Annotated in this window: 18 protein-coding genes and 1 tRNA gene; 6 read left to right on the forward strand and 13 right to left on the reverse strand. The window is 58.8% G+C overall.

Features of this window, described 5'->3' with window-relative positions:
• Window positions 1-90: 90 nt before the first annotated feature.
• From rbsD to ABTV29_RS21555, 7 genes are all read right to left on the reverse strand, one after another.
• Entirely contained in the window at window positions 91-495 is a 405-nt protein-coding gene (gene rbsD / locus ABTV29_RS21525; protein ID WP_433766689.1) for a D-ribose pyranase, read from the reverse strand.
• Window positions 492-1,409 carry a ribokinase gene (rbsK, locus tag ABTV29_RS21530; RefSeq protein WP_433766690.1) on the reverse strand — a complete coding sequence of 306 codons (918 nt, stop codon included), beginning with the start codon at window positions 1,407-1,409 and terminating at the stop codon, window positions 492-494. The genes rbsD and rbsK overlap by 4 nt, the downstream gene beginning before the upstream one ends.
• 24 nt (window positions 1,410-1,433) lie before the next feature.
• Window positions 1,434-2,453, reverse strand: coding sequence for a LacI family DNA-binding transcriptional regulator (locus ABTV29_RS21535; RefSeq protein ID WP_433766691.1), 1,020 nt, complete (start codon window positions 2,451-2,453; stop codon window positions 1,434-1,436).
• A 3-nt stretch (window positions 2,454-2,456) separates the two neighbouring features.
• A complete protein-coding gene (locus tag ABTV29_RS21540) occupies window positions 2,457-3,434 on the reverse strand; it encodes an ABC transporter permease (RefSeq protein ID WP_433766692.1) in 978 nt (325 codons plus the stop codon).
• The gene (locus ABTV29_RS21545; RefSeq protein ID WP_433766693.1) at window positions 3,431-4,984 is read right to left on the reverse strand and encodes a sugar ABC transporter ATP-binding protein; all 1,554 of its coding nucleotides are present in this window, start codon (window positions 4,982-4,984) and stop codon (window positions 3,431-3,433) included. The genes ABTV29_RS21540 and ABTV29_RS21545 overlap by 4 nt, the downstream gene beginning before the upstream one ends.
• 54 nt (window positions 4,985-5,038) lie before the next feature.
• Window positions 5,039-5,992 (reverse strand): sugar ABC transporter substrate-binding protein, encoded by a 954-nt coding sequence (locus ABTV29_RS21550; protein WP_433766694.1) that lies wholly within the window; start codon window positions 5,990-5,992, stop codon window positions 5,039-5,041.
• A 199-nt stretch (window positions 5,993-6,191) separates the two neighbouring features.
• The gene (locus ABTV29_RS21555; protein ID WP_433766695.1) at window positions 6,192-6,632 is read right to left on the reverse strand and encodes a hypothetical protein; all 441 of its coding nucleotides are present in this window, start codon (window positions 6,630-6,632) and stop codon (window positions 6,192-6,194) included.
• A gap of 344 nt (window positions 6,633-6,976) precedes the next feature.
• On the opposite strand from ABTV29_RS21555, the gene ABTV29_RS21560 reads away from it, so the two are divergent.
• From ABTV29_RS21560 to ABTV29_RS21570, 3 genes are all read left to right on the forward strand, one after another.
• Window positions 6,977-8,065, forward strand: coding sequence for an asparaginase (locus tag ABTV29_RS21560; protein WP_433766696.1), 1,089 nt, complete (start codon window positions 6,977-6,979; stop codon window positions 8,063-8,065).
• Between the two features lie 203 nt (window positions 8,066-8,268).
• Entirely contained in the window at window positions 8,269-8,508 is a 240-nt protein-coding gene (locus ABTV29_RS21565; RefSeq protein WP_433766697.1) for a DUF1654 domain-containing protein, read from the forward strand.
• A gap of 4 nt (window positions 8,509-8,512) precedes the next feature.
• Window positions 8,513-9,202 carry an endonuclease gene (locus ABTV29_RS21570; RefSeq protein WP_433766698.1) on the forward strand — a complete coding sequence of 230 codons (690 nt, stop codon included), beginning with the start codon at window positions 8,513-8,515 and terminating at the stop codon, window positions 9,200-9,202.
• Between the two features lie 82 nt (window positions 9,203-9,284).
• On the opposite strand, the gene ABTV29_RS21575 is transcribed toward ABTV29_RS21570, so the two are convergent.
• On the reverse strand, window positions 9,285-9,653 hold the full coding sequence (locus ABTV29_RS21575; protein ID WP_433766699.1) for an SPOR domain-containing protein: 369 nt from the start codon (window positions 9,651-9,653) through the stop codon (window positions 9,285-9,287).
• A 250-nt stretch (window positions 9,654-9,903) separates the two neighbouring features.
• Here ABTV29_RS21575 and csrA point away from each other — a divergent pair, with 250 nt between their 5' ends.
• A complete protein-coding gene (gene csrA / locus ABTV29_RS21580; protein WP_077044507.1) occupies window positions 9,904-10,098 on the forward strand; it encodes a carbon storage regulator CsrA in 195 nt (64 codons plus the stop codon).
• A 91-nt stretch (window positions 10,099-10,189) separates the two neighbouring features.
• Here csrA and ABTV29_RS21585 read toward each other — a convergent pair whose 3' ends face one another.
• Window positions 10,190-10,645, reverse strand: coding sequence for a DUF2214 family protein (locus ABTV29_RS21585; protein ID WP_433766700.1), 456 nt, complete (start codon window positions 10,643-10,645; stop codon window positions 10,190-10,192).
• A 245-nt stretch (window positions 10,646-10,890) separates the two neighbouring features.
• Between ABTV29_RS21585 and ABTV29_RS21590 the strand changes: the two genes are divergently transcribed.
• Window positions 10,891-11,643, forward strand: a complete 753-nt coding sequence (locus tag ABTV29_RS21590; protein ID WP_433771968.1) for a carbonic anhydrase — start codon at window positions 10,891-10,893, stop codon at window positions 11,641-11,643.
• Between the two features lie 56 nt (window positions 11,644-11,699).
• Here the strand turns inward: ABTV29_RS21590 and ABTV29_RS21595 are convergent, their stop codons facing one another.
• The 3 genes from ABTV29_RS21595 to ABTV29_RS21605 all read right to left on the reverse strand — a co-directional run bounded on the left by ABTV29_RS21595 (window position 11,700) and on the right by ABTV29_RS21605 (window position 12,670).
• The gene (locus ABTV29_RS21595) at window positions 11,700-11,894 is read right to left on the reverse strand and encodes a hypothetical protein (protein ID WP_433766701.1); all 195 of its coding nucleotides are present in this window, start codon (window positions 11,892-11,894) and stop codon (window positions 11,700-11,702) included.
• Window positions 11,895-12,302: 408 nt separating this feature from the next.
• Complete coding sequence (locus tag ABTV29_RS21600) at window positions 12,303-12,470, reverse strand: hypothetical protein (protein WP_433766702.1); 168 nt, start codon at window positions 12,468-12,470, stop codon at window positions 12,303-12,305.
• 123 nt (window positions 12,471-12,593) lie between these two features.
• A tRNA-Val gene (locus ABTV29_RS21605) sits at window positions 12,594-12,670 on the reverse strand.
• Window positions 12,671-12,853: 183 nt separating this feature from the next.
• Here ABTV29_RS21605 and ABTV29_RS21610 point away from each other — a divergent pair.
• The gene (locus ABTV29_RS21610; protein ID WP_433766703.1) at window positions 12,854-14,137 is read left to right on the forward strand and encodes an NAD(P)/FAD-dependent oxidoreductase; all 1,284 of its coding nucleotides are present in this window, start codon (window positions 12,854-12,856) and stop codon (window positions 14,135-14,137) included.
• Window positions 14,138-14,189: 52 nt separating this feature from the next.
• Here ABTV29_RS21610 and ABTV29_RS21615 read toward each other — a convergent pair whose 3' ends face one another.
• Entirely contained in the window at window positions 14,190-15,161 is a 972-nt protein-coding gene (locus tag ABTV29_RS21615; protein ID WP_433766704.1) for an XdhC family protein, read from the reverse strand.
• Window position 15,162 lies beyond the last annotated feature (1 nt).

Consider the following 15,162-nt stretch of genomic DNA (forward strand, 5'->3'; position numbering starts at 1 on the left):
CAAAGGCAGCAGACTCCGAAGCAAGTGATGCGGTGTGCGAACACAAGATACATGGCGCACGCCTTGCGCAGGGTAGAAAACAACAATCCGTCAGAAGGTCACCCCGGCGACCAGCACGATGTTGCAGTACGGTTGGCATTCGCCGGTCCGCACAATCGCCCTCGCCTGCCGGCTGAGCACCTTGAACTGCTCATGACTGAGCAACTCGCGCTGGCCCAGCGCGCCCTCGTTATTCAGCTCATCCAGCGCCATCAGGGCCGTCGGCTTTTTCTGCAGAATTTCTTCGGCCAATACATGGCTTTCGACCTGCATTTCGCTGAGCACAACCTTCAGGGTGCCGATGAAATCCGGAACGCCATGGGTCAAGGCGAGGTCGATCAGCTCGACGCCGGGCGGCACGGGCAGCCCCGCGTCGCCGATCACTACTTTATCGCCGTGCCCAAGGGAGGCGATCAGCCGCGACAGTGCAACGTTGAGTAATGGAGTCTTTTTCATGGGGTGTAGAAAGCCTGTACTTCGGACAAGGTAGGAATCGAGGGTTGCGCGCCGGCCCGGGTGACCGACATGGCCGCGGCGACTTGCCCGAAACGAATCGCCTCGGCTTCGCTTTTGCCGCTGGCCAGCGCGGCGGCAAAACCACCGACGAAGGTATCGCCCGCTGCGGTGGTATCGACCGCTTTCACGATCGGTGCGGGAAAATGCTCGAAACGCTTGCCGTCAGCCAACACCGCACCCTGGGCACCAAGGGTAATGATCACCTTGCCAGCGCCCAGCTCAATCAGACGTGTCGCGGCGGTTTCAGCCGTTTCCCGGGAATCCACCGGCAATCCGCTCAGTGCCGACGCTTCGCTTTCGTTGGGAATCAGATAATCGATATTGGCGTACCAGTGCGCCGGCAAAGGACCGCTGGCCGGTGCCGGATTGAGAATCACCGTCTTGCCCAGCTCCCGACCGCGCTTGAGTGCGTGGCCCACCGTGGCATCCGGGACTTCCAGCTGACAAATGATCACATCGGCAGTCTGCAGGACTGAATCGAAGCAACCGATCAGGGCCGGTGTCAGTTCACCGTTGGCCCCGGCAACGATCACGATCGCGTTCTGACTGTTGTCGTCGACCACAATCAGCGCCACGCCAGAGGAACCGTCCACAGTGCTGACCGCCTGACAATCGATCTGCTCGGCCATCAGGGCCGCGCGAAGCTGCGCACCGTAGGCGTCGCTGCCCACGCATCCGACCATCGACACCTGCGCTCCCAGTCGCGCGGCGGCCACGGCCTGATTCGCGCCCTTGCCCCCGGAAACCGTGGCGAACGATTGGCCGATCAGCGTTTCACCGCCCCGTGGCAGCCGCGACGCCCGGGTCACCAGGTCCATGTTCAGGCTGCCTATCACCACTACTTTTGCTGACATTCATCACTACTCATTTGTTCGGTTTTAGCGGTACTGGTCGAAGACACCCGCCAGCGGCGCGGTCGATTCACGGATGACAATGCTGGGCGTCACGATCCGCTGCTCGATGGCCAGGTCCGGCGTGGCAATCCGGCGCAGCAACACACCGGCGGCCATTTCGCCAAGCTGCAGGATCGACTGCCCCACCGTGGTCAAAGCCGGATAGACATAGCGACTCATTTGGATATCGTCGAAGCCGATCACCGACAGCTCCGTCGGTACACGAATGTTGCGCTCGGCGGCGGCCCGCAGCACGCCGATGCCGATCATGTCGTTGGCGGCGAAGATGGCGCTGGGCGGGTTGCCCTCCAGCAATGTCGCGGCGGCGTTGTAACCGCCGGTGCTGGTGAAGTCGCTTTCCAGCATGCGCTCGACAGGCACTTGGAGCCCCGCGTCTTTCAGGGCCCGGCAAAAACCGGCCAGACGCATTTGCGCCACGCTGGTGGTCGCCGGTCCACTGATGGTGGCGATGTCCCGATGCCCCAACTCCAGCAGATGCCGGGTCGCCAGATAGGCACCGTATTCGTGATCGATCCGCACCAGATCGGCATCGACACCCTCCAGCCCGCGGTCGACGATTACCATCGGCGTACGCACACCCGCCAGCCCCTGCGCCAACCCGCTGTCGCCGCCCGCCGAGGCAACGATCAGCCCGTCGATGCGCTTTTCCAACAACACGCGCAGATAGCTGCGCTGCTTGTCCGGGTTGTCATCAGAGTTACAGAGGATCACGCAATAGCCATTGCGCTCGCAGTAATCCTCGATGCCCCGGGCCAGTTCGGCAAAGTATGGATTGAGACTGTTGGGCACCAGCAAACCGATGGTGGCCGTGGTCTTGGCCTTGAGCGACCGGGCCACGGCGCTGGGCACGTAGTCGAGGGTCTTGATGGCGGCCTCGACCTTGATCCGCACTTCTTCACTGACCGGACGGGTCTTGTTCACCACATGGGAAACCGTGGTGTAGGAAATCCCCGCCAGAGCCGCCACATCTTTAATCGTTGCCATGATTCAGGTCCGCCGGCTTGCGCGTTGACTGCGGTAAGTATCGAGCACCACCGCGACCACGATCACCGCGCCAGTGATAATGCGTTTGGTCGGCTCTGTGGCACCGATCTGCGCCAGCCCCGCCGCCAGCACGGAGATGATCAACACGCCAAAGAAGGTACTGATCACCGAACCACGTCCGCCCATCAGGCTGGTGCCACCGATCACCACCGCGGCGATCACTTGCAGTTCCAGGCCGGAACCGGCATTCGGGTCCGCCGCTTCCAGGCGCGAAATCTGAAACAGCGCGGCAATCCCGGCCAGCAACCCCATCAGGCTGAAAACCAGGATTTTGTATGGTTTGGGATTGATACCCGCCAGGCGTACCGCTTCTTCGTTGGTGCCGATACCGATCAGGTAGCGGCCGAACACGGTGCGGGTCAGGACGGCCTGGGCGATGAAAATGATCAGCAAGGCAATGATAAACGACGGCGAGATGCCGAAGGCGATCGGGTTGGACAGCCAGGCGAAGGCATCGCCAATGTAGGCCGTGCGCGAACCAGTCATCTGATACGCCAGGCCACGGGCCATTTCCAGCACACCGAGGGACACGATGAATGACGGAATGCGCCACGCCACGGTGATCGAACCGGTGATGGTCCCGGCCAATGCAGCCGCTGCCATGCCGAGCAGTGCCGCCGGCAGAACGCTCCAGCCCCAGCCGAGAATCGCCACGCTGACCGTCGAAGCGGCGAGCGCCAGCACCGAACCTACCGACAGGTCGATACCACCGATGATCAACACGAACGTCATGCCGACCGCCAGGACCATCAAGTCCGGGATCTGGTTGGCCAGGGTGCTGAAAGTGTCATACGACAGGAAATGGCTGCTCAGGATCGAGAACAGAACGACCATCGCCAGCAAGGCACCGGCCAGGCCGAGGTAAGTACCCAGGCCATAAAAATTGCCGCTGCGCTTACCGGCCAAAGATGCAGTTTTCATGAAAGATTCCCAGGCGCTGCTTCATTGAGCAGCGCATCACGTTTTTGGTAGCCGGCGAATGCGGCGGCAAGCAAGTCATCCTGGTTCCAGCTGTCACGCTCGAAGGTGTCGATCAGACGCCCCGCCGACAACACTCCGATGCGGTCACAGATCAGCATCAATTCGCGCAGGTCACTGGACACCACCACCAGCGCCTTGCCCTGGCGGGTCAACTCGCCAAGCAGCGCATAAATGTCGAATTTGGCACCGACGTCGATACCCCGGGTCGGTTCATCGAACAGCAGCACCGAACAGTCGCGCTCCAGCCAGCGACCAATTACCACTTTCTGCTGATTACCTCCGGACAGTTCGGACACCAATTGTGTCGGGCCGGAGCTGCGGATGCGCATGGCGTCGATCTGGCGCTGGGCCAGGGACGATTCATCCGCCTGATTGACAAAGCCGCCACTGGAAATTCCGGGCATGTTGCCCAAGGCGATGTTGGCGCTGATCGACTGCGTCAACAGCAGGCCTTCGCCCTTGCGGTCTTCGGTGATCAGGGCAATGCCATGAGCGACCGCATCCACCGGGGAGCGAATACTGACCACCTGTGCGGGTGAACCCAGTGCCACCGTGCCGCTGTCCGCGGTATCGGCACCGAAGATCAGGCGCAGCAACTCAGTGCGCCCTGCCCCGATCAGGCCGGAAATGCCGAAAATCTCGCCAGCGCGCACTTCGAAAGAAACGTCACGCACCTTGTCGGCGCGAGTCAGGCCCTTGACCGTCAACGCTGGAGCGCCGATGTCGCGCGGCCCCATGTCGATGTGTTCGCCCAGCTCGCGACCGACCATCAACGTGACCAGTTGCTCGCTGTTGTAATTGGCCATCGGCTCGACGCACACCAGATTGCCATCGCGCAGTACCGCAATGCGCTGGGCGACCCGGGCCAGTTCTTCGAGGCGATGGGAGATATAGATGATCGATACACCACGGGCTTGCAGGCGGGTGATCTGCTCGAACAGCATTTCGACTTCACGGGCGGTGAGCATCGCGGTCGGTTCGTCGAGGATCAGCACATGGCAATCGCCGATCAGGTTGCGAGCGATTTCGACCATTTGCTGATGACCGATGCCGAGATCGCCGACCAGGGTGTCAGGGTCGATGGCATCGAGCCCGACCTGCGCCATGGCTTCAATCGCCGCCTTGCGCAATTGCTTGCGGCTGATCCAGCCACCTTTGCTGGGCAGGTTGTCGAGAAACAGGTTTTCCGCCACCGACAGGGTCGGCAACAGATTGAGCTCCTGCATGACCATGCGGATGCCCAGGTCTTCTGCCTGGGTGCGGCTGCCAGGGCGGTAATCCTGCCCCTGAAACTGCATCTGGCCGGTGGTCGGCGTGACCAGGCCGCCGATGATCTTCGACAGCGTGCTCTTGCCCGCGCCGTTCTCGCCAGTCAGCGCCAGCACTTCACCGCGCATGAGTGTCAGGTCAATGCCGGTCAGGACCGGTTGGGCGTAGGTCTTGCCGATGCCGCTGACCGAGAGGACAGCGTTCGGTGCGCGAACGGACATAAAAATCTCCATGTGCTCGCCCGGACGGGCGAGCACCGTTGTGTCGCCAGAGGATTACTTGGTAACCAGCTCTACCGGCGTCTCGATCACGCCGTTGGCGCTGCCGACTTTTTCGCCCTTGATGATTTTCAGCGCAGTCTCGATGCCAAATACCGCTTGCTTGGCAGCGAACTGGTCGGCGGTGGCCAGCACACGACCGTCCTTGAGCATCGGCTTGATGGCGTTGATGTTGTCGTAACCGACCACTTGCACCTTGCCAGCCTTGCCTGCGGCGCGAACTGCGGACACTACGCCGACCGCCATGCTGTCGTTGCCGGCCAGCAGGGCCTTGATCTGCGGGTATTCGCTGAGCATGGCGGAGGCCACCTGGTTGCCCTTGTTGATTTCCCAGTCACCGGACTGCACGGACACCACCTTGATCTGCGCGGCCTCCATCGCATCCTTGAAGCCTGCGGTGCGGGCCTGGGCGTTGGTGGTGGTGGACACGCCTTCGATGATGCCCACTTCGTCACCAGCCTTGAGCTGCTTGGCCAGGTATTCGCCAACCAGGCGCGCGCCTTTGCGGTTATCCGGCCCTACGAACGGCACACTGATGTTCTTGCTTTTGACCACGGCCGGATCGAGCTGATTGTCGATATTGATTACGGTAATGCCAGCATCCACCGCTTTCTTGATCACCGGCACCATGGCCTTGGAGTCGGCCGGTGCAATGACCAGCGCATCGACTTTGGAAACGATCATTTGCTCAACGATACGAATCTGATTGGCCGTGTCCGTTTCGTCCTTGATGCCGTTGGAAATCAACTCGAATTCGCCGGAGTGTTCTTTCTGGTAGGCCTTGGCACCGTCTTCCATGGTCAGGAAGAACTCGTTCGCCAGGGACTTCATGACCAGCGCGACTTTGGGTTTCTCTGGAGATTCGGCAAAAGCAGAAGAGACAGGCAGCACGGCGCAGGCGCCTGCCAGCATAGCGACAGCGAGAAGACGTCCAGCGAATGGCAGCTTCATGGGTTCACTCCGGTCTTATGATTATTGTGAGCAACGCTTGCGCTGGCGTAAGGTGCGTGGCGTCTACCGGCAGGTTTTGCCTGCCAGAAACATCTCGCAAACGTTTGCGTAGACCGAACTATGCGAATCTTGTCAAAATTTGTCAACGACCGAAAAGTACCTTCCGCAGTGTTGACCGATAAGGACAACCGCCTCTTTATCACGCCGTCGTGCTGATCACGCTGCCCGTGCTGGCGGCTTTGGTCATCTCCTTCGCCAGCGCCGCAGTGACTTGCATCATCGCCGCCGCGGTATCGGCAATCTGACTCTGGATCGCCATCACCGCCGCTGCCTTGGCTTCCGGTGTTGGAAACTCCGCCGCTTGCGTGGCTGCCAGTTGCTGCTGTTGTTCACGCAGTTGCTGTTGCAGTTCCTGAAGGCGCTTGAGCAGCGTCTTTACTGCGACGCTTTGATTGCCGCCGCTTTCGGTTTCGGAACCGCGGACGTCACCCAGGCTGACCGCTTTCTTCTCCCCGTCCTCAAGACCCAACCGCTGCCCTGCTGTGTCAGCCGCTGCTTCATTCAACGTCTCGGCAGTCGCCAGGGGCTTACCGCCGATATTGATTACAGATGCGCTTGGAAAACCGACAGTCAACGACATAAGAACTCCCTGAAAAATATTCCTTCAGAGAAGAGATCGACTTGTACCCGGCTTTCTTTAGCCCGGGTTCACAACCCGCCAGGACAATTTATTCAAGAACAATCCTTTTCGGTGAGTCGAACGGTAAAGCGACAAACGGTCGGAAACCCGGACGCCCGCTTCAAGACGGCGCCAATACAGATCGTTGAAATAGTTAAACAAATCAACAAATTAAACGTTTTTCTCCACGCAAAACATGACTGGTACAGATCCTGCTCTCCACCAGTGCCCCCCAATCGTTCAGATTCGTTTGGGCGCATCTAGATGAACCTGCATCTGCACCGTCACCACTAGAGAGAAAAATAATGACATCTGCTTTTAAAACCATACTTCCGGGCGCCTTGGCCCTCCTGCTGCTACTGCCAACTGCCTCTCAGGCGAAAGAAGCTCAAACCCAACAGAAACTGGCAAACGTCGTCATCCTCGCCACCGGCGGCACCATTGCCGGCGCGGGTGCGAGCACCGCCAACAGCGCGACCTACCAGGCGGCAAAAGTCGGTGTCGATAAACTGATTGCCGGCCTGCCGGAACTCGGCCAACTGGCCAATGTTCGCGGCGAACAGGTAATGCAGATCGCCTCCGAAAGCATCACCAACGAAAACTTGCTGCAACTGGGCCGCCGCGTGGCGGAGCTGGCCGACAGCGATGACGTCGATGGCATCGTGATTACCCACGGCACTGACACCCTGGAAGAAACCGCCTACTTCCTGAATCTGGTGGAAAAAACCGACAAGCCGATCATCGTTGTCGGCTCCATGCGCCCGGGCACGGCCATGTCGGCTGACGGCATGCTGAACCTGTACAACGCCGTCGCCGTGGCCAGCAACAAAGAGTCGCGCGGCAAAGGCGTGCTGGTGACCATGAACGATGAAATCCAGTCGGGTCGCGATGTCAGCAAGATGGTCAACATCAAGACCGAAGCATTCAAAAGCGCCTGGGGCCCACTGGGAATGGTGGTAGAAGGCAAATCCTACTGGTTCCGCCTGCCAGCCAAGCGTCACACCATGGATTCGGAGTTCGACATCAAGACCATCAAGAGCCTGCCTGATGTGGAAATCGCCTACTCCTACGGCAACGTCAGCGACACTGCTTATAAGGCACTGGCTCAGTCAGGCGCCAAAGCCATCATCCATGCAGGCACCGGTAACGGCTCGGTTTCTTCGCGCGTGGTTCCAGGCCTGCAAGCATTGCGCAAGGATGGCGTGCAAATCATCCGGTCTTCCCACGTCAACGCTGGCGGTTTCGTACTGCGTAACGCCGAGCAACCCGACGACAAATACGACTGGGTCGTGGCGCATGACCTGAACCCACAAAAAGCCCGCATCCTGGCCATGGTCGCCCTGACCAAGACCAACGACAGCAAAGAACTGCAGCGGATGTTCTGGGAATACTGATTCACCCTCGCCCGAACGATTCCGTTCGGGCACCGATTGCGCCACTCGCCCGTTTTGGCGAGTGGCGCCCTCCCGCAAAAACCTCTTTGCCCTACATCAAATGGAAAAAGTCGCTGTCAGAGGATTCTCTTGAATTTTAAGCAGTTGCGAAAATGCCGACAGTTAAATACTGTATGCACGTACAGCTTAATAAGGATAATCCTATGGACACTACTTCCGCTTCAGTTGATGCCTATATCCGCATGGGCCTGCGCGTCCAGAAAATCATCAATTCCCCCACCGCTCAAAAAGCCAAGGCCGCGCTGATTTTCCGCCTGCCAGACGAGCCGGTGGATGAATGGGAACGGCTGCTCGAAGAGATCGATGAAAACGACAACGTCACCCTCGCCTATCGCGACGATGGCGGTGTGCAGGTTTTCTGGGTAGTACCGAAGGAAGACTGAGTTAATGAGTGTCCGTTGTTTGAGTTTTCTGCTTCTGTTGTTCGCCATGGGCGCCCAGGCCGAGGCGCCGCGCACTTTCACCGAAGCCAAAAAAGTCGCCTGGAAACTGTATGCACCTCAATCCACCGAGTTCTATTGCGGCTGCAAATACACAGGCAACAAAGTGAACCTCGCGGCCTGTGGTTATGTGCCGCGCAAGAATGCCAAGCGCGCAGCCCGCATCGAGTGGGAGCACATTGTCCCGGCGTGGCAGATCGGCCACCAGCGCCAGTGCTGGCAGGAGGGCGGGCGCAAGAACTGCACGCGCTACGATTCCGTCTATCAGAAGGCAGAAGCCGACCTGCACAACCTGGTGCCGAGCATTGGTGAGGTCAACGGCGATCGCAGCAACTTCAGCTTCGGCTGGCTGCCGGAGCAATCGGGTCAGTATGGCTCCTGCCTGACGCAAATCGACTTCAAGGCGAAGAAGGTCATGCCGCGCCCGTCCATTCGCGGCATGATCGCCCGCACTTATTTCTACATGAGCAAGCAGTATGGTTTGCGCCTGTCGAAACAGGATCGGCAACTGTATGAAGCCTGGGACAAGACCTATCCTGTCCAGGCCTGGGAACGCCAACGCAACCAGAGCGTGGCGTGCGTCATGGGGCGCGGCAACGAATTTGTCGGCCCCGTCGATATGAAAACCTGCGGCTGATCGCCGCCTGAAAACGAAAAAGGCCTCGGATTCATCCCCGAGGCCTTCCTGTTCCAACTGCCTGTGTGCTGCAATCGACGCCTTACTGAACCACAGGACGCTCGAGAACCAGCACCTCAATGTTCTGCTTCTTCGCCCGGACCAGCGCTGCGTTCACCTCTGCCTGCTTGGCATCGGCTTCAGCCTTCGAAGCGTAGGGGCCCATCAGAATTCGGGTATTGCCGTTTGCTTCCCTGATGACATTGGACATGAACTGGTGCTCGATCAACCAGCCGCTCAGGTCGCTGACGGCCTGTGGCGTTTCTCCGCGCACCTCCAGATCCCATTGCGGTGCCGACGCCTGCGCAGGTGCGACCTGCGTTGCCGGCGCGGGCTTTGGCGCCTCGGCACGCTTGTCTTCACCACATCCCGCCAGCGCCAGTACCGCCATTACCAAGACCAATTTGCGCACAGCGTTTCCCCCAGAAGGCTCAAAACGCGGATTTTAACACTCATGATTACTTCCCGAGTGCCGCAAAATGGGCTCAAAACTACGAGAATGATGGGTGCGGCCTCTGTATAGTTACGCCTTGGGAATTAATGCTGTATCTGCGCGTCAGAAAGAGGCACCCAAACCGTGAGACTTCGCACTAATCTATACATACCACCGACTTCTGCACTGTCCGAATCAGGTGCCCCACGAAGCAATTAAGGAGAAGACCATGCTGATACTCACCCGCAAAGTCGGTGAAAGCATAAATATTGGTGATGACATTACGATCACCATCCTCGGCGTAAGCGGTCAGCAAGTCAGGATTGGCATCAACGCTCCGAAGGACGTTGCGGTGCATCGCGAAGAAATCTATCAGCGCATTCAGGCTGGCCTCACCGCTCCGGCGAAACCGCCAACTCCTTGAGCCTGATGCAGTCAGTAGCCAGCCCGTTCACCCCGGAATGACGGCTGGCTAAAGATTCAAGAGCCAAAGCACCCGCCCCTCTATTCTTCGACTAGCCAAACGTCACGCCGCGCGCCATACCAGTTGCCGCTATCACCATCAGCAATACCAGCAACGCCTCAACATGACTGATTCGTGCAAACAGCGTCGCGCGCCCGGTATCGATTACCGCGCCACGCGCCAACGCCACTCGCCACTTGATCAAGGTCACCATCGGTGCCACTTCAAGCAGCAGGATCAGGACGAAAAACGTCATCTTCAGGTGGAACAACGGCTGGTGCAGGTAGTAGTCCGTGCCTTTTTCGTACCCGCCAAAAGCGCGCATCCCACCTGTCACCAGCAGGATGAGCGCGGAAATCCCCCAGAGGTTGTCCGCAATCAACACGCTGCGAGCCTCCCCCACGCCTGTCGCAAAACGCCGAAAATTCGTACCACGCGTCAGCACTGCCCAGAATCCCAGGCCAAACGCCAATAGGTGAAGTGCCGCAAGTAGCCAGTGAGTCAGCATCGAGAAACTCCTGTCAGGATCAAGTTAATCAAGCCTGTCAGTAGTAGCTCATCAATCGCTGAATTGCATCCGCGCCATGATCAGCAAATGCGCGGGTTCGGCTCGGTCGGCCTATGCCACAGGTCGCATAAAACATGGCATTACAGGGACCAACTAGACTCCACTACGCCAGTGCGACAGGTTCCTGCCAACGCACTGTCCCCAACCGAAGTCATTCCCACCGATTGATCCGAGTAAATAAAATCATGTGTAAATCATGTGATTCAAACTCTGCTTCAAACAACCCTGAGCGTCGTCGTTTTCTTCGCCTTGCCGGATTAGGAGCCGGTGCGCTGCTACTCGCCGGAACCTTGCCCGATCGAATACTTCAGGCAGCCGAAAAAACCTCGACGCCTCCCAAACCGAAAAACGTCATCAGCCCGGATGAGGCACTGAAAAGACTGATGGCAGGCAATCAACGCTATGTCAGCGGCAACTCGGAGACACACGATTTCAAGGACGAACGCGAAGCACTGGTCTCAGGCCAGAACCCGTTCGTGGCAATCCTGAGTTGCTCCGACTCGCGTATCGCCCCGGAGTATGCGTTTGACACTGCGCGAGGCGACCTCTTCGCCGTCCGCGTCGCCGGCAACTTCGTCACAGACGAAGGCCTGGCAAGCCTCGAATATGGGGTCGCCGTGCTCGGCGCACCATTGATTCTGGTACTAGGGCATGAAAGCTGCGGTGCCATCGAGGCTGGCGTCAAGGCCGTCAAGGATCACACGGTCTTCCCCGGGCAAATCCCGAAACTCACGGACGCCCTCAAGCCATCAATCGAGCAAGTGATTAAACAGCCGGGGGACCTGGTGGCAAACGCGACCGCGCAAAATGTGAAGAACTCGGTCGAACGCCTCAAGCAAGCCACCCCTCTGCTGACCGATGCACTCGGCAGCGGCAAGTTGAAAATAGTGGGGGGCGTTTATCGCCTGGCAACCGGCAAGGTCGAACTGATCGCCTGAGGCCTGGGTGAAACGAGCCAGATGTACAGAGCCCAGCGCAATGGCCGGGCTCTGATTTACCTTCTGTTTTCCATCATCTTGTCGGCGAGGGTTTTGGCCCTCTCTATCAACAGATTTTGCCTGTCTTCATGAGTAGCGCCACCGACGACGGGTGCGGTCAGATTGCTTTCAGCAATCAGCGCGGCGCAGAAGTATTGATCCCAAACGGCTTGGCTGGCGGAAGACGGCTTGTTTACTGGGTCGGAGATCATGATCGACTCCTCTGGATGAGATAGCGCTTTCCATTCTACGCCTGAATGGCAGCGTGACAGCGACGCTTTGGCTTCAGCTCAGTGACATGTAGCGGGTTACAGGATCCATCTGAGAAGCACGTGAGATGCGATCCACGAAGACGCCTCCACCACCGTCCATTGGAGCAAGAGGCAAACGGACAAGTAAGCCGCAAAGAACTTGATCATCGCTCGCCTCCCCATTCAACACTCTCCCGCTCAAGAATCAGCGAAACACATGGACGTGTTCGGGTTGGACGCAATTGGGCGCTGACAGTTCAATATCAAATCGAATTGGTTTTCATTCGGAGGCGTATACCCGACATTCCTTCATGTATGGACGGGTAATCCGGGCAACGTAAATATCGTCAAGCCTTTGATATCGGCGCCTCAATCCTCTTGATCAATCTGATCGAGATAATCGACGTCATCATCCACTTCGTCTTCATCATCAAGAATCCCTTGAGCGTCCGCCTCGGCGAATGATTCGTTTTCGTGGAATTCATGATCGAGCAGATGGTCATGCTCGGGTTCGGGAATATCAATCTCGTCGCTCATTTGCGTTTCCTGCATTGACCGCATTGCGCGTAGGCTCCCGTTCAAGCGCCAAACGCCAGACAACAAAAAAGGGCCCACCTTTCGGTGGGCCCTTCCAGACCGCCCAGCAGAGCGGATTTTGTTTGGTAGGCGCGATTGGACTCGAACCAACGACCCCCACCATGTCAAGGTGGTGCTCTAACCAACTGAGCTACGTGCCTGCTGTGAGGCGGCATTCTACGGATTTGCGTATGGGTGTCAACACCTTTTTTCGCGCTAACCCTATGAATATGCAAAATATTTAATTTCGCTGCTGCAAAGAAGGTTTTGTGGTGGCTGGCGGTGTTTTTTTAACTCGGGTAGGATCGATGCACTCGTAAAATATATTAAACAGAGGCAGCAGGATGGCGAACACCCCCTACCCAGAGTCCTACTACGCCGCATCGGCCAATGCGGTGCCGCCGCGCCCGGCCCTGCAGGACGACGTTGAGACTGATGTTTGTGTCATCGGTGCCGGTTATACCGGCTTGTCCGCTGCCCTGTTTTTGCTGGAGAGCGGTTTCAAGGTCAAGGTACTTGAAGCGGCGAAAGTCGGTTTCGGCGCGTCGGGGCGCAATGGCGGGCAGATCGTTAACAGTTACAGCCGGGATATCGACGTGATTGAACGCAGTGTTGGCCCCAAGCAGGCGCAATTGCTGGGGCAGATGGCGTTCGAGGGCGGTCGGATCATTCGTGAGCGGGTCGCGAAGTACAACATCCAGTGCGACTTGAAGAACGGTGGCGTGTTTGCCGCCATCACCAGCAAGCAGATGGGCCACCTGGAGTCCCAGAAGCGCTTGTGGGAGCGTTTCGGTCATACGCAACTCGAGTTGCTGGACGAGCGGCGCATCCGTGAAGTGGTGGCGTGCGATCAATACGTCGGCGGCATGCTCGACATGAGTGGCGGCCACATTCACCCGCTTAACCTGGCGCTGGGTGAAGCCGCGGCGGTCGAGTCGCTTGGCGGCACGATCTATGAACAATCGCCGGCGGTGCGTATCGAACGCGGCGCCAATCCGGTGGTGCACACGCCACAAGGCAAGGTCCGGGCGAAATTCATCATCGTGGCGGGCAACGCTTACCTGGGGAATCTGGTGCCGGAGCTGGCCGCCAAGTCGATGCCGTGCGGCACTCAGGTCATCACCACCGAACCTTTGGGCGATGCGTTGGCCAAGAGCCTGCTGCCTCAGGACTACTGCGTCGAGGACTGCAACTATCTGCTCGACTACTACCGCCTCAGTGGCGACAAGCGCCTGATTTTCGGCGGTGGCGTGGTCTATGGCGCGCGGGATCCGGCAAACATCGAGGCGATTATCCGGCCGAAGATGCTCAAGGCCTTCCCGCAACTCAAGGACGTGAAGATTGATTACGCCTGGACCGGCAATTTCCTGCTGACCCTGTCGCGCCTGCCGCAAGTCGGGCGACTGGGCGACAACATTTACTACTCCCAGGGTTGCAGCGGCCACGGCGTGACCTACACCCATCTGGCCGGCAAGGTGCTGGCCGAAGCACTGCGCGGCCAGGCCGAGCGTTTCGACGCGTTCGCCGACCTGCCCCACTACCCGTTCCCCGGCGGCCAATTGCTGCGCACACCTTTTGCGGCATTGGGTGCCTGGTATTACGGATTGCGGGACAAGTTCGGGTATTGATCGACAGATGTGAAAAGGGCCGCTTGAGCGGCCCTTTTCATACAGCAACAAATCACAATTTATCCCGCGCGATACCACTGCGAATCCGCAGGATATCGGCCAGTACAGCCAAGGCAATTTCCGCCGGCGTCTTGCTGCCCAGGTTCAAACCGATTGGCGCGTGAATCCGCGCCAACTCCGCTTCCCCCAAACCGCCAATACGTCGCAGGCGCTCGAAGCGTTTCTGCGAGGTTTGCACAGACCCCATCACCCCGATGTAGAACGCCTCGGTACGCACCGCTTCCATCATCGCCAGATCGTCAATGCGCGGATCATGGGTCAAGGCGACCACTGCCGTGTCACGGTGGCAGCCGCCATCGGCGATGATCACCGATGGCAGTTGGCGCCGAATCTCCACGTTGTCCAGCACGACGCCTTCAAGCACCTCGTCCCGGGGATCGCAGAGAATCACTTCAAAGCCCAAACCCACGGCAAATTCGGCGCAGGCTCGCGCCACGCTGGAATATCCGGCCAGCAACAGACGCTGGGCAGCCCCGATACGCAACCGGACCCGGTCGATTTCCCGCTCGACCCGCACCCCCTGTTCGCGATCATCGAACAGGCTGCGGGCGCCGCTGGCCAGGTCAACTTCACGGATCAGCCGACGCCGGCCCGACAGCGCCGACTCCAGCTCGCGCAAATGCGCCTGCACGTCGCAATCGGGCTCAAGCTTTTCGACCAGCACGTCCAGCACGCCGCCGCAGGGCAGGCTGACCCTTGAACGCGGGTCATCGCCTTCGCCGTAGCGCACGACGCTGACCGCTTGCTCAAATGCCCCTTCAGCGACGCGCTCAAGGAAATCTTCCTCGACACACCCGCCGGACAGCGAACCGATCCACTGTCCAGCGGCGTTCACCGCCAGCAACGAACCCGGCGCGCGCGGCGCCGAACCGTAAGTGGCGAGCACGGTGCACAGCCACAGGCGTTGTCCGGCTGCCGACCACTCCAGCGCCCGGCGCACTACTTGCAGATCCAGATGCTGCATG

It is taken from the genome of Pseudomonas putida (assembly GCF_050989985.1).
In the GTDB taxonomy this organism is placed as follows: domain Bacteria; phylum Pseudomonadota; class Gammaproteobacteria; order Pseudomonadales; family Pseudomonadaceae; genus Aquipseudomonas; species Aquipseudomonas putida_AI.

Coding starts and splice junctions, on each gene's coding strand:
- ABTV29_RS21610 (WP_433766703.1), top strand. CDS start 12,854: ATGGCGAACACCCCCTACCCAGAGTCCTACTACGCCGCATCGGCCAAT.
- ABTV29_RS21550 (WP_433766694.1), bottom strand. CDS start 5,992: ATGAAGCTGCCATTCGCTGGACGTCTTCTCGCTGTCGCTATGCTGGCA.
- ABTV29_RS21560 (WP_433766696.1), top strand. CDS start 6,977: ATGACATCTGCTTTTAAAACCATACTTCCGGGCGCCTTGGCCCTCCTG.
- ABTV29_RS21615 (WP_433766704.1), bottom strand. CDS start 15,161: ATGCAGCATCTGGATCTGCAAGTAGTGCGCCGGGCGCTGGAGTGGTCG.
- rbsK (WP_433766690.1), bottom strand. CDS start 1,409: ATGTCAGCAAAAGTAGTGGTGATAGGCAGCCTGAACATGGACCTGGTG.
- ABTV29_RS21570 (WP_433766698.1), top strand. CDS start 8,513: ATGAGTGTCCGTTGTTTGAGTTTTCTGCTTCTGTTGTTCGCCATGGGC.
- ABTV29_RS21540 (WP_433766692.1), bottom strand. CDS start 3,434: ATGAAAACTGCATCTTTGGCCGGTAAGCGCAGCGGCAATTTTTATGGC.
- ABTV29_RS21555 (WP_433766695.1), bottom strand. CDS start 6,632: ATGTCGTTGACTGTCGGTTTTCCAAGCGCATCTGTAATCAATATCGGC.
- ABTV29_RS21585 (WP_433766700.1), bottom strand. CDS start 10,645: ATGCTGACTCACTGGCTACTTGCGGCACTTCACCTATTGGCGTTTGGC.
- ABTV29_RS21535 (WP_433766691.1), bottom strand. CDS start 2,453: ATGGCAACGATTAAAGATGTGGCGGCTCTGGCGGGGATTTCCTACACC.
- ABTV29_RS21600 (WP_433766702.1), bottom strand. CDS start 12,470: ATGAGCGACGAGATTGATATTCCCGAACCCGAGCATGACCATCTGCTC.
- ABTV29_RS21590 (WP_433771968.1), top strand. CDS start 10,891: ATGTGTAAATCATGTGATTCAAACTCTGCTTCAAACAACCCTGAGCGT.
- rbsD (WP_433766689.1), bottom strand. CDS start 495: ATGAAAAAGACTCCATTACTCAACGTTGCACTGTCGCGGCTGATCGCC.
- csrA (WP_077044507.1), top strand. CDS start 9,904: ATGCTGATACTCACCCGCAAAGTCGGTGAAAGCATAAATATTGGTGAT.
- ABTV29_RS21595 (WP_433766701.1), bottom strand. CDS start 11,894: ATGATCTCCGACCCAGTAAACAAGCCGTCTTCCGCCAGCCAAGCCGTT.
- ABTV29_RS21545 (WP_433766693.1), bottom strand. CDS start 4,984: ATGTCCGTTCGCGCACCGAACGCTGTCCTCTCGGTCAGCGGCATCGGC.
- ABTV29_RS21565 (WP_433766697.1), top strand. CDS start 8,269: ATGGACACTACTTCCGCTTCAGTTGATGCCTATATCCGCATGGGCCTG.